Genomic DNA, 12839 nt, shown 5'->3' on the forward strand with positions numbered 1-12839 from the left:
AGTCTCAGACGAAGAATTAGAACATGCACTGTCACTAATCAACAATAGACCCAGAAAATGTTTGAATTGGAAAACTACTCACGAAGCGTTTCAAGAAGAACTGTTGCACTTAATTTGACAAACGGTCATTTAAAAAAGTAAATCCCGGCCTTTAGCCGGGATTTACTTTTTTAGCATATCGATTGCTTTATAGCCAAGAATATTGATGGGGTCCTTTGAACTGGAATAAGGTGGTGCATATCCGAGTTCCAGCTCTGGTAGGTCATTTACAGTTAAATTTCCTTTGATAGCAGTAGCCAATACAGCCATCCGCTTATCAACACCATCATACCCGACAATATTTCCTCCAAAAATCAGCCCTGTTTCTGGATGGAAAAAAAGTTTTAACCAGAGTTTCTTGGAACCTGGATAATAGTTAGCGTGGGAAGTGGAGGCAAGGACTACATTCTCGAATTGTTTGCCTTCCTGCTGCAAGCTCTGTCGGTTATGTCCGGTTGCAGCCACTGTTAAATCAAATACCTTCAAAATAGAAGAGCCTGTATTGCCGCGATAAGGAATTTGTTCTCCATCTAAGTGTGCAGCAATAATAGCTGCTTGACGATGTGCAAGCCAAGCTAGTGCGATATGTCTTGGTGAGCCTGTTAACAAGTCTCTTGTTTCTACGACATCTCCTAACGCATAAATATCAGGATCTGTTGTTTGCATATATTCATTCACAGAAATAGCACCAGTACTACCTAACTCCAGTGCCGTATTGATAGCTAAATCAGTATTAGGCTTTATTCCAATAGCGAGAATTGTCATGTCTGCTTCCAGTTGTATCCCGCTATTTAAAAGTAATGTCTTGCCATCATTTTTAAACCCCTTCAAGCCATCATTCAAAATGACCTCAATTCCTTTATCCTTCAAATGTTCTTCAACTATTGCCGCCATATCATCATCAATGATTTTGCTTACTTGTGAAGAGCGATCGATGATGGTGCAATTCAACCCAAGGGCATGCAAGTTTTCGATCATCTCTAATCCGATAAACCCAGCACCAACTACAGCAACTGACCTCGGTGTATTTTGTTGGATGAATGCATGAACAGCATCCATATCCTCAATCGTTTTCGCTGTAAAGGTTCGATTATTATTGATACCCTCTATGTCTGGAACAATTGCAGATGCACCAGGAGAAAGGATCAGTTTGTCGAAGGTTTCCTCCTGCACTTGTTTACCTTTCCGATAGTGCACGGTTTTATCTGAGCGTGAAATCGAAACAACTTCTGTATTCGTATGCACGGATACATTGTATTTTTTCGTGAATTTCTCGGGAGGATACAGGAGATCCTTTCTATTTTGAACCACATCGCCAAGATAATAAGGGATACCGCAATTTGCGTAAGAAATATACCCCCCTTTATCAAAGATGATGATTTCGGAATTTTTATCGTTTCTGCGGATTTGGGCGGCAACCGTAGCGCCGCCACCAACACCGCCAACAATTACAATTTTACGTGGCATGTATGTCACTCCTCCAGCGGAATCTTTCCTTTTCTCCTTGTGTAAAAATCTTCGTACTATAAAATTCCGACAGAACTTAAGAAAACGATGATGATTGTAGCGGGAACTAACCAACGCATGATCTGGAACCATACGTGGAACAATACATCAGGTAACTGGTTTCCATAAGAAAATTCCTGCTTTAATAATGATTTATCCAGTTTAAATCCGATAAACAATGAAATAAATAGGCAGCCACCAGGAAGCATGATATTACTCACAAGGAAATCACTTGCATCGAATACAGTTAAACCGAATATAGTGAAATCCGTAAGCACGTTGGTAGAGAGTGCAGATGGAATGCCTGCGAGAAATACGAGTAAACCGGCAATGAATGCAACTTTCTTTCTTGAGCGCTGTTTATTTTCTGTGAAAGCTGCTGTAATAATTTCCAGCATACTGAAGGATGATGTCAACACCGCGAATAAAAACAGCAATAAAAATAAGCTTAAAAACAATTCACCGAACGGCATTTGTGCAAATACCTCAGGCAGCACGATAAACAATAATCCAGGTCCTTCTGCAGGCTCCAAACCAAAGGCAAATACAACAGGAAAGATAGCTAAACCTGCAAGCAAGGAAACAAATATATTCATAATACTTACCGATCCAGCTGATGACGGTAAACTGACATCTTTTTTCAAGTAAGAGCTGTATGTCACCATCACCGAGATTCCTACTGCTAATGAAAAGAATGCTTGACCGAGTGCATATAAGACATTTTCAGCACTTAGTTTGGAAAAGTCTGGCTGCAGGAAGAAGCGGATACCTTCCATTGCTCCTTCGAATGTAACGGAACGGATGACAAGTATAATAAAGAAAATAAAAAGTAATGGCATTAACACCTTATTTGTTTTCTCGATCCCATTTGTAATTCCGAGGGATACAACAATAATATTTATTAATACAAATAATCCAAGACCGACAATTGTCAAGGTTGGACTGCCAGTTATATTTGCAAATAGTTCGGGATAATTTGCGTTTTCTTTTATAATTTGTCCAGGCAGTGACATGAAACTATATAGAAGGACCCAGCCGCCTACAACACTGTAAAATGCCATCAGGATGAATGCACCAACAACGCCCCATTGTCCAATGAATGACCAAGGAGTTTTTGGTGCTAATGTTTTGTAAGCTGTGACTGCTTCCTTTTGTGAACTTCTTCCAATAATAAATTCCCCAACTAAGAGAGGAAGACCTAGAATGATGGTAAAGCCAATAAATAATAGGAAAAAGGCACCTCCACCATTCATTCCTGTCATATATGGGAATTTCCAAATTGCTCCAAGACCGACTGCCGCTCCAGCAGATGATAGGATAAAGCCGAGCTTTGTCGACCATTGTTCTTTGTTTTTATTCATGCTGTAATTCCTTTCATGTTTGAAAAAGTTATCTTATTAGTATAGCATAATCAATTCATTTTTGAAGGAAGTTCTATCGTTGTTAAAGCTTTGTTCGAATTTCCCAAAGTTCAGGAAAAAAGTAATGCTCCAGTACTTTTTTTAGATAGCTGACACCAGATGATCCTCCAGTACCTGTCTTGTGACCAATAATGCGTTCAACTGTTTTCATATGTCTGAAACGCCATTGCTGGAACCAATCTTCAATATCGACGAGCTTTTCAGCCAATTGATAAAGGTCCCAATAGCGATCGACGTTTTGATAGACCTGGAGCCAAGCCTGCTCAACACTAGCATTTTGTTGATATGTTTTCGAAATATCTCTATCTAAAACTCCTTTATCAATTGGCAGACCTGCCTTGTCTAAAGATTGAATGGCAACATCATATAGACCAGGTGCATGATACGCATCCATTAGAATTTGATGAAGTTCTTTGTCTTTTTGATATATTTTTAAAATAAATGGTGTTTTATAGCCTAGGACAAATTCGACAAGCCGATATTGATAGGATTGAAACCCGGAAGCATTTCCTAGTTTATCCCTAAATTGCATGTACTCTGCAGGTGTTAATGTTGAAAGCACATCCCATGCTTGAATGATTTGGGATTGGATTTTGCTGACACGTGCAAGCATTTTATAGGACGCTTGCAGTTCGTTTGCTTGAATCTTTTTGATTGCTGCCTGCATTTCATGAATAATTAGCTTTAGCCATAACTCGCTTACCTGGTGGATAATTATAAATAGCATTTCATCATGGTGACTGGATAATCGTTTTTGACTTGATAATAAAGGATCGAGCTGAAGGTAATCTCCATATGTCATTTTCTCCATAAAATCCGTATGAATTCCTTTTTCCGACTGAAATGTTTTGTTGGAAGAATCCGTCATGATTCATTCTCCTTAAGTGGACGTAATACGGCGCGGACTGGACTGCCATCCGCACCATGGATAGCTAACGGCAAAGCGATTAAATCATAGGATCCTGGAATGACATGTTTTAGCATTATATTTTCCAGAATGTGAATTCCATGCCGATGGAGGGCGTGATGTGTGGTGAGTTCTTTGCTGTCCGGTGCATCGACAGAGGGGATATCAACGCCAAGTAATTGTATACCCTTTTCACTTAAAAACTGGGCAATCTCTGGATCCAGATAAGGAAATTCTCTTGGGAACCGTTTTGGATTGTTCGGTAGTGATGTTCTCAGCAGCAGTCTTGTTGCATAATCAAATTGGTAATTTTCTAGTACTGCCGCTGTAATATTATCGGTATGACTGACATCAATAACGATTGCTTTTCCAATGTAAAGATCAAGATCGAGCTGATCTACCGTTTTACCATTAGAATTAAAATGAAAGGGTGCATCAATATGTGTCCCATTGTGCAGACTTGTTGTGATTTCTCCAATATTGGCAGAGCCGGTCTGCTCCTTCGTAGCTGACAGTTTGTAGTTGAATGGTGTATCTCCTGGCCAATGTGCGATATCATTCGTTAAGGCTTGAGAAATATCAATCCATTTACTCATGCGATTACACCTCGTTTATTTTCGTAGTTTTTATAGCTTTCTTTCTCCATAATGGTTTTCAGAATATGAACCATTTGCCATACCTCTTCAAATGTATTGTATAAGGCGACAGGGGCTATCCGTATTCCATTTGGGTTGCGAAAGTCAGGAATGATGCCGTTTGCTTTTAAAGCTCTGCAAATCCGTGCAGCTTCGGGATGCAACAGTAAAACGTGTCCACCTCGTTCATCATCTTGCTTCGGATTGGCAATGGAAAAGGAATATGCAGCTAATTCGCTTTCAATCAAGTCCATCAAGTACGCTGTTAATTGTAATGATTTTTTGCGGATATTTTCAATGCCGGCTTCCTCAAACATTTGCAGTGCCCCGAGTAATGGCGCCATACTTAATACATGTGGTGTTCCAATTTGGTAGGCACCTGCATGATTTGCTGGGGTCAGGTTATGCCCCATATCAAATTGCTTTTCTTTGGAAGAACTAAACCATCCAGCAAGTCCAGGTGTTTTGCCGAAATGCTTTTGATTAACATACAGTCCCCCAACACTCCCAGGACCTCCATTTAAATGCTTATACGTACACCAGAAAGCAAAGTCCACATCCCACTCTGATAGACTGTGAGGGATAGCACCAATCGAATGGCATAAATCAAAGCCAATAAGGATTCCTCGCTTATGAGCTTCTTTTGTTAACCTTTGCATGTCTAGAATTTGTCCGCTGCGATATAGGACACCTGGCAGGACAATTAATGCGATTTCCTCTGTCATGTAGGCGATGATGTCTTCTGATTTCAACGTATTCTCATCAGCACTCGGTACTTGAATAAGATGTGTGTGGGCATCATATCCTTTTTGTGCTAATTGGCTTTTTAATGCATAAATATCAGAAGGGAAATTCAATACATCAGCAAGAATCTTCGTTTTTGCCCCTTTTGGGTGATAGAAACTCGCTGTCAGTTGATGGAGGTTGGTTGTTGTTGAACCAGTAATAATTACTTCCTCTGGTTTTGCACCAACAAGATTGGTGGACATTTTCCCAAGCTTTTCAGCTAAATAAAACCAAGGATGATGACCAAGTGTCCAACCATCGATTGCATGGTTTTTCCAATCATTCATAACTTCAGTTACAAATTGTTCCGCGCGTTTGGATAATAATCCGAGTGAGTTACCATCAAAATAAATCGTATTGTTAGGTGTGTAGAACTCGGTTCGAAAATGTTGTAAAGTATCCTCTTGATCCAGTTGCTGTGCATATTGACGTGTACGCATCATAAATATAGCACCTCTTTTGTATTAAATTGATATATGTTCAATCTAACATAAGGAATAAAAAAATATCCAATAAATTTAGTATATTAATAACAATTGTACAATTAACATATACTCATTTATACTAAAGATAGAAAATAAATATATATAGAAATAGGGTAAAAGCACGTCATTTACTGCACTATTTTATTCGGGAGGGATAATTTTGACAACGCTATCATTGGAAGTTGAAAAACTTAATAATTTTATTAATGGAGAATGGGTGAATGTAAGTAAAACCCAAGCAGTAATAAATCCGGCAACTGGGGAAGAAATTGTGCAAGTGCCTTTATCTGCGGAAGAAGCGGTAAACGAAGCGGTAGCTGCTGCAAAAGCCGCACAAAAGGAATGGGCGCTTGTTCCTGCACCACAACGTGCAGAAGTGCTATACCGTGTTGGCTACATTATGAAAGAACGTAAAGAAAGACTGTCTCAGCTGCTGACCATGGAAAACGGGAAAGTAATTGAAGAAGCTCGCGGTGAGGTGCAAGAGGGTATTGATATGGCGTTTTACATGGCAGGGGAAGGGCGTCGTTTATTTGGTCAGACAACACCTGCTGAGTTGAAGGATAAATTTGCAATGAGTCAACGTGCTCCCGTTGGAGTTGTAGGTATTATCACACCGTGGAATTTTCCGATTGCAATTGCAACATGGAAGTCTTTTCCTGCAATTGTCGCCGGAAATGCAGTTGTTTGGAAACCGGCTACGGAAACACCAATCATGGCATATGAGCTTGCCAAAATTTTTGAGGAAGCTGGCCTGCCTAAAGGGGTTGTCAATGTTGTATTTGGTGCAGGATCTGTCGTTGGAGATGCGATGGTCCATCATGAGGCTATTCGTGTTATTTCCTTTACGGGTTCCAATGATACAGGTCGAAATATTGCAAGTGAATGTGGAAAGCAATTAAAAAAGGTTTCCTTAGAAATGGGTGGGAAGAATGCTGTAATCGTAATGGATGATGCTGATTTAGATCTTGCAGTTGAAGGAATTCTTTGGAGTGCCTTCGGAACGAGTGGTCAGCGATGTACAGCATGCAGTCGGGTTATTGTACATGAAAAAGTAAAACGTACATTGGAAGAGAGACTGCTTGCTGCTATGGATAAGCTGACTATAGGCAATGGACTTGATGAATCAATTAAAGTAGGACCGATCATTAACCAGTCAGGCATTGTTAAAATTAAGCAATATATTGAAATCGGCAGGGAAGAGGGGGCCAAACTGCTTGCGGGAGGCTACGAGCTGACGGAAGATGCACATGAAAATGGCTATTACTTTGCGCCGACCCTGTTCACCAATGCTACGGCAGATATGCGAATTGCTCAAGAAGAAATTTTCGGCCCGGTTGTTTCGATTATCCCCGTTTCCAGCTTTGAAGAAGCAATTGAGGTAAATAATGGTGTGACGTACGGACTGTCCAGCTCGATTTTTACAAACGATGTGAATCGGGTTTTTAAAGCGCAGCGAGATCTCGATACAGGAATTGTCTATGTGAATGCTGGAACCACAGGAGCAGAAATTCACTTGCCGTTTGGAGGAACAAAAGGAACAGGGAATGGTCACCGAGATTCAGGCATTCAAGCATTGGATGTTTTTACAGAATGGAAGGCAATTTACGTGGATTACAGTGGGAAATTACAACGCGCACAAATTGATGTAGAATCATAAGCTATTTATGATGAAGGCTTTTTGAATAGTTATATAGATAGAGGTTGCTTTTACCAGTCTAAGCAGGGAGTGAATCGAATGAAAATAGGTGTATTAGGTTCAGGCTTGATGGGAAAAGAAGCAGTACGTGATTTGGTATCGAGTCCAGGTGTAACACATGTCGGGCTGGCAGATATTGATATCGAGCGGGCGCGGCTCGTAAGTAAGCAGCTGGATACTAAGAAATTAAAAGCATATCAAGTAAATGCGGGTAATAGAGAGGAGCTTGCAGCGTTTATTCGGAAGTTTGATGTGGTTATAAACGCACTATTTTATTCGTTTAATGAAATCGTTGCTAAAACTGCAATTGAGGTAGGGGTCAGCGCAGTAGATTTAGGCGGACATATTGGGCATATGACAGATAAAGTGCTGGGGCTTTCAGATGACGCGAAAACTGCTCAAGTTACACTCATTCCAGATCTTGGTGTAGCTCCTGGGATGATCAATATTTTATCAGGCTATGGTGCAAGCAAGCTTGATCAAGTAAAGTCGATTAAATTATATGTTGGTGGAATTCCTGTAAAGCCAGATCCTCCAATTGAATATAATCATGTATTCTCAATGGAAGGGGTTTTCGATCATTATACAGATCCTTCCCTCATTATTCGTAATGGTATCAAGCAGGAAATCCCTTCATTAACAGAAGTAGAGCAAATTTATTTTGAGCGGTTTGGCCCGTTGGAAGCTTTTCATACATCTGGCGGCACATCAACACTTTCGCTATCTTTTCCGGATATTGAGACACTTGAATACAAAACAATTCGTTATCCCGGTCATGCGGAGAAATTTAAACTGCTTGTTGATTTAAATTTAACGAAGCTAGATTATGAGGTCGAAGTAAATGGTCAGATGATTCGACCGCGCGATGTTTTTCTGAAAGTACTTGATCCCATCGTTGAATTAGGTGAGAAGGAAGATGCAGTCTTATTAAGGGTAATTGTTTCTGGTGAAAAGAATGGGACGGAAGCAACCTATGCATATGAGATGACGACGTATAAGGATCGAAAAACACATGTAACAGCGATGGCTCGAGCGACTGCGAATACAATATCAGTTGTTGCACAGATGATTGGTGATGGAACTATTGCGAAAAAAGGCGTATATCCGCCAGAACAGATTGTCCCTGGCCATACCTATATCGAAGCGATGAAGAAACGCGGTGTAAATATTACAGAAACAGAGTCAATCTTAGAAGCGAATTCAGTAAAGGTAAAGTGAGTGTAATAAGATGAAGGGATTGGACCAATCGTGAATACCATATTTATTGCAGGTCACGCAAGGCTGCCCGCAGGAATGGCAGCTAAAAGTATTTATGACACATTAACTATTACAGCAGAAATTGATAAAAAATATGGTGTTATCGTAGCTGCAAATTGTACTTTAGCCACGGAGCATGGGAGAGAATTTGTTCAACAATTGCTAAGAGGCTACAGCTTGCAGGATGGGATGGAAAAGCCAATTGAAATGGTAAAACAGCATTACTTAGGGAAAGCAGGCAATGCTCTTTCGTCCGCCTTAAATGATTTGTATAAACAATATGTGAATTATATAGAGACAAAATAAGAAGAGGAGATGGTACTGACTGTGTACCATCTTCTTTTATGTAGAATTTATTGAAACTTGATTTTTCCGCTTCTATACAAGTTGCTTATTTATTGGACTGTAATTAGGTGGCTTTTTTTGAACGCTTCTTTTAGTTGAAACATAGGATGTAGAAATAATATTTCTGTTTCTGTTCTACTAACATTCAGTGGGCGGAAGGGAACTCTAACTGAATGAAGTTTTACTTTATAAAAAGAGGTAGGTGGCCAAAATAAAACATAATAAAAAGCATATTGTCTCTACTCGTCGTGTATATGATATGGTCAATACAACTTCCGAATTTCGTATTAAAATTCCTATAAAACCTGCTAGGAAAATCAATAAAGTTGATACTTACCAGTATAATGCATTGTCTGATGGGAAAAGTCTTCTATATACGAATAAAGATGAATTAAAACAATACGGTAATCGCGGGATATTAGATCCAATGAAAGTCTCCTATGTAAATCTCTTTATTAATGGTGTATTACAACCTCCAGTTACCTATGAGATTAAGGAAGGTATATTGCAATTAAAAACAAGTGATGTACCTCCAGAAGGAGCTCCAATTAATTTGCAATTCATTACTATTCACCAATCGTAATCGATTAATTAAGGGGTGGCATAGACCACCCTATTTCAAATGAAGTTATGTTGTAATATCTGTAGTAGAAGTCGTATCGAAGTTGGCTATTTCTAATACGATTGGTGTTTCTGCTACTATGGAGTCTGTACCAGTGGGTACCACAATACTAAGTGATCCTACACCAGTTGCACCAGGCGTATAAGTTGAAATATCCTGCATTTGTAGTACACCATTTATATATAGGTTATAGTAACTGTTATTCGCTATTAACTCGGGGAGTTCAACGACTTCAGCACCTAAATCATCAAAAAAATCAGCTGCATCAATTGTTAAAGTGCCTTCTGGTGCAGTATCAGCTACCGTTACATAGAAAAACTTATCAACCGTTGGCGTAACCTCTGTTTCCGTTGTTGCAGAAACAAATAATTTCATAAGCTGTAATGCCATTAGTGTCTCTCCTTCCTATCAATAAATTGTTTCATCATAGTATATGAATAAGAAATCATTCTGCATAGATACGTTCATCATTTCTATGTTGAATGATGTATTTGTACACGTTTTAGAAATAGATAAAAACCCTAGCATTTAATATGCTAGGGGAAATAGATTATTGTTTTTTAAACGCGCTCCTTCTCTCCATCCCAGGCAGGAAGCATTTTATTCAACTGCTTATCTTCCCGATACCCTAATACATATTCTGCCTGCATAATCGTGTGAATTTCTCGAGTTCCCTCATAAATAACCGGTGCTTTCGAATTCCGTAAATAGCGTTCTACTGGATATTCATCAGAATAGCCATAAGCACCGTGGATTTGCACGGCATCATCTGCTGCTTGATTAGCGAAGTCACAGGCCTGCCATTTGGCAAGAGAAGTTTCTCTGGTATTGCGTTTTCCTTGGTTTTTAAGCTCACCTGCACGATAAACAAGCAAACGGCTCATTTGATAGCCTGCTTCCATCTTCGCAATCATTTGCTGCACGAGCTGATGTTTTCCAATCTCTTTGCCGAATGTTTCTCGTTCATGGCAGTATTTAACGGAAGCCTCCAGACAAGCCATAATTTGTCCAACAGCACCTGCAGCAACTGTGAAGCGCCCATTATCTAATGCTGACATAGCAATTTTAAATCCTTCTCCTTCTTCGCCCAGCAGATTTTCTTTCGGTACTTTAATATTTTCAAAAAATATTTCACCTGTGTTACCGGATCGGATGCCGTGCTTGCCTTTGATTGCCTTCGATGAGAAACCTTCCCAAGAACGTTCAACAATGAAAGCAGAAATAGCTTTATGCTTTTCGGAACGATCTGCAGTATAAGCAAAAACAATAAAATGATCGGCAATATCACATAGTGAGATCCATGTTTTCTGACCGTTTAAAATATAGTGGTCACCATCTTGTACAGCTGTCGTTTGTAAAGCTGCAACATCCGAACCAGCGCCAGGTTCGGTGAGACCAAATGCACCAATTTTTTCACCTTTTGCCTGTGGTGTAAGGTATTTTTGCTTTTGCTCTTCTGTTCCCCATTGAAGTAATGTCATGCTATTTAACCCCGTATGCACGGAAACAGCTGTACGAAAGGCGGTATCGCCTCGCTCCAGTTCCTCACAAACAATAGCTAATGCGTTATAATCCATTCCACTGCCACCATATGCTTCAGGGATACAGACGCCCATTAGTCCAAGCTCTGCAAGTCTCGTTAGTATGCTTAAGTCAAACTTTCCTTCCCGGTCCCACCCGTCAATGTATGGCATAATTTCTTTGTCTGTAAAGCTTCTTACCGTTTCACGCAGCATCTTCTGTTCATCATTAAATTCAAAATTCATTAGCTCATCTCCTTTTTTACTTATTTTTTACTTCTTTATCGTCTATACGAAATTCCTGATTATGTTCACCAGCATCAGGAGGATGCAGATTGTAAGCGACAGGTGTTCGTGAAAGTTTTAATGGACTTCCAATCATTGTGATAGGACCTGCTGTAGGGTGTTCGTAATCAACGAACATTTCTCGCTCATGCAGTTGTGGGTCATTGCTTACATCTTGTAAATCTTGAATTGGTCCACATGGAATGTTATTTGTATGACATTGTTCTAACCAATATGCCGTCGGCTTTGTTGCAAAAATTTTTTGTAAACGTGAAACAAGCAAATCTCTATGTTTTACCCGGTCTGCATTCTTCTCAAATCTCCGATCGTTACTGAGATGAGGGACATTTAATAGGCTACAGAGCTTTTTAAATTGATTGTCGTTACCAACGGCAACTACCATTTCTCCATCCGCTGTGATGAAGGTCTGGTATGGCACGATATTGGCATGATGATTACCGAGAGCCGAGGGTATTTTCCCGGACATCAAGTAATTACTTCCGATATTGACCAAGGCGCTGACAGCTGAATCATATAATGAAAGGTCGATTTTCTGACCTTTACCTGAATTGGTTCGCTCAAGCAATGCAGCTTGAATTCCAATACAGGCGTATAGTCCGGTTAAGATATCGGTAATAGCAACTCCCATTTTCTGTGGACCGGATGCTTCTGTGCCCGTAATGCTCATTAATCCACTCATTGCTTGGATAATGAAGTCATAGCCTGGTAAATGTTTGTATGGGCCGGTCTCCCCAAAACCGGTAATAGAGCAGTAAACGATGGAAGGATTCAATTGTGCGACGGTTTCATAATCGAGTCCGAAGCGCTCCATCGTCCCGGCTTTAAAATTGTTCATGATTACATCTGATTCGGCTATTATTTTTTTTATCTGATCAATTCCTTCTTTCGTTTTCAAATCCACGGTAATGCTTTTTTTATTACGATTAGCACATAGGTAGTAAGCGCTGATGCTGTTTTGAAAAGGGGGGCCCCATCCACGTGTTTCGTCACTTCCACCGGGTGCCTCGACTTTGATTACTTCTGCACCAAGATCGCCGAGAATCATTGAGCAATAAGGACCTGCAAGCACCCTTGATAGATCGAGAATTTTAATGTTGTTTAATGCACCAGTCATGTAGTTCCTCCTTTCTTATGTTATAAAAAAAGCCAGTCCAAACAAATGCAGGATTGCTGCAATTTTGTTCGAACTGGCTTTTGTTTGTTGGAACATACCTGATTATAGGAATGTGAACAAATTAGGCAGTTATGGAAATTTAATTTAATGTACTGTGTAGAATAACGTGGCATACGTTTTTCACAGTATTATTAATA

At 39.8% G+C, this 12839-nt stretch carries 12 protein-coding genes and 1 pseudogene; 5 read left to right on the plus strand and 8 right to left on the minus strand.

The window, feature by feature from the left end:
- A pseudogene (locus tag D1B32_RS24355) lies at window positions 1-118 on the plus strand (IS30 family transposase); the annotation flags it as partial.
- Window positions 119-162: 44 nt separating this feature from the next.
- Here the strand turns inward: D1B32_RS24355 and D1B32_RS21295 are convergent.
- The 5 genes from D1B32_RS21295 to kynU all read right to left on the minus strand — a co-directional run bounded on the left by D1B32_RS21295 (window position 163) and on the right by kynU (window position 5737).
- Window positions 163-1506 (minus strand): CoA-disulfide reductase, encoded by a 1344-nt coding sequence (locus D1B32_RS21295; RefSeq protein WP_095313697.1) that lies wholly within the window; start codon window positions 1504-1506, stop codon window positions 163-165.
- A gap of 56 nt (window positions 1507-1562) precedes the next feature.
- Window positions 1563-2906 (minus strand): sodium-dependent transporter, encoded by a 1344-nt coding sequence (locus D1B32_RS21300; protein WP_095313696.1) that lies wholly within the window; start codon window positions 2904-2906, stop codon window positions 1563-1565.
- 82 nt (window positions 2907-2988) lie between these two features.
- Entirely contained in the window at window positions 2989-3834 is an 846-nt protein-coding gene (gene kynA, locus D1B32_RS21305) for a tryptophan 2,3-dioxygenase (RefSeq protein WP_095313694.1), read from the minus strand.
- A complete protein-coding gene (gene kynB / locus D1B32_RS21310) occupies window positions 3831-4469 on the minus strand; it encodes an arylformamidase (RefSeq protein WP_118890391.1) in 639 nt (212 codons plus the stop codon). The genes kynA and kynB overlap by 4 nt, the downstream gene beginning before the upstream one ends.
- The gene (gene kynU, locus D1B32_RS21315) at window positions 4466-5737 is read right to left on the minus strand and encodes a kynureninase (protein ID WP_095313692.1); all 1272 of its coding nucleotides are present in this window, start codon (window positions 5735-5737) and stop codon (window positions 4466-4468) included. The genes kynB and kynU overlap by 4 nt, the downstream gene beginning before the upstream one ends.
- Window positions 5738-5939: 202 nt before the next feature.
- Between kynU and D1B32_RS21320 the strand changes: the two genes are divergently transcribed.
- The 4 genes from D1B32_RS21320 (at window position 5940) to D1B32_RS21335 (ending at window position 9663) form a co-directional block, all read left to right on the plus strand.
- Window positions 5940-7439 (plus strand): aldehyde dehydrogenase family protein, encoded by a 1500-nt coding sequence (locus D1B32_RS21320; protein WP_095313690.1) that lies wholly within the window; start codon window positions 5940-5942, stop codon window positions 7437-7439.
- 78 nt (window positions 7440-7517) lie between these two features.
- Complete coding sequence (locus D1B32_RS21325) at window positions 7518-8696, plus strand: saccharopine dehydrogenase family protein (RefSeq protein WP_095313689.1); 1179 nt, start codon at window positions 7518-7520, stop codon at window positions 8694-8696.
- Between the two features lie 30 nt (window positions 8697-8726).
- On the plus strand, window positions 8727-9041 hold the full coding sequence (locus D1B32_RS21330; RefSeq protein WP_095313687.1) for a DUF3870 domain-containing protein: 315 nt from the start codon (window positions 8727-8729) through the stop codon (window positions 9039-9041).
- A gap of 241 nt (window positions 9042-9282) precedes the next feature.
- A complete protein-coding gene (locus D1B32_RS21335; RefSeq protein ID WP_316246672.1) occupies window positions 9283-9663 on the plus strand; it encodes a DUF4183 domain-containing protein in 381 nt (126 codons plus the stop codon).
- A 45-nt stretch (window positions 9664-9708) separates the two neighbouring features.
- Here the strand turns inward: D1B32_RS21335 and D1B32_RS21340 are convergent, their stop codons facing one another.
- The 3 genes from D1B32_RS21340 to D1B32_RS21350 all read right to left on the minus strand — a co-directional run bounded on the left by D1B32_RS21340 (window position 9709) and on the right by D1B32_RS21350 (window position 12642).
- Complete coding sequence (locus D1B32_RS21340; protein WP_095313685.1) at window positions 9709-10092, minus strand: DUF4183 domain-containing protein; 384 nt, start codon at window positions 10090-10092, stop codon at window positions 9709-9711.
- Window positions 10093-10262: 170 nt separating this feature from the next.
- Window positions 10263-11468, minus strand: coding sequence for an acyl-CoA dehydrogenase family protein (locus tag D1B32_RS21345; RefSeq protein WP_095313684.1), 1206 nt, complete (start codon window positions 11466-11468; stop codon window positions 10263-10265).
- A gap of 16 nt (window positions 11469-11484) precedes the next feature.
- Window positions 11485-12642: a CaiB/BaiF CoA transferase family protein gene (locus D1B32_RS21350; RefSeq protein WP_095313682.1), complete on the minus strand. Its 1158-nt coding sequence runs from the start codon at window positions 12640-12642 to the stop codon at window positions 11485-11487.
- Window positions 12643-12839: the final 197 nt, after the last annotated feature.

It is taken from the genome of Oceanobacillus profundus, assembly GCF_003515705.1.
Lineage (GTDB): Bacteria > Bacillota > Bacilli > Bacillales > Amphibacillaceae > Oceanobacillus > Oceanobacillus profundus.

Excerpts from the sequence above, each read along its gene's own strand:
- D1B32_RS21350 (WP_095313682.1), bottom strand. The coding sequence starts at position 12,642 with ATGACTGGTGCATTAAACAACATTAAAATTCTCGATCTATCAAGGGTG.
- D1B32_RS21325 (WP_095313689.1), top strand. The coding sequence starts at position 7,518 with ATGAAAATAGGTGTATTAGGTTCAGGCTTGATGGGAAAAGAAGCAGTA.
- kynB (WP_118890391.1), bottom strand. The coding sequence starts at position 4,469 with ATGAGTAAATGGATTGATATTTCTCAAGCCTTAACGAATGATATCGCA.
- D1B32_RS21300 (WP_095313696.1), bottom strand. The coding sequence starts at position 2,906 with ATGAATAAAAACAAAGAACAATGGTCGACAAAGCTCGGCTTTATCCTA.
- D1B32_RS21345 (WP_095313684.1), bottom strand. The coding sequence starts at position 11,468 with ATGAATTTTGAATTTAATGATGAACAGAAGATGCTGCGTGAAACGGTA.
- D1B32_RS21340 (WP_095313685.1), bottom strand. The coding sequence starts at position 10,092 with ATGGCATTACAGCTTATGAAATTATTTGTTTCTGCAACAACGGAAACA.
- kynU (WP_095313692.1), bottom strand. The coding sequence starts at position 5,737 with ATGATGCGTACACGTCAATATGCACAGCAACTGGATCAAGAGGATACT.
- D1B32_RS21295 (WP_095313697.1), bottom strand. The coding sequence starts at position 1,506 with ATGCCACGTAAAATTGTAATTGTTGGCGGTGTTGGTGGCGGCGCTACG.
- kynA (WP_095313694.1), bottom strand. The coding sequence starts at position 3,834 with ATGACGGATTCTTCCAACAAAACATTTCAGTCGGAAAAAGGAATTCAT.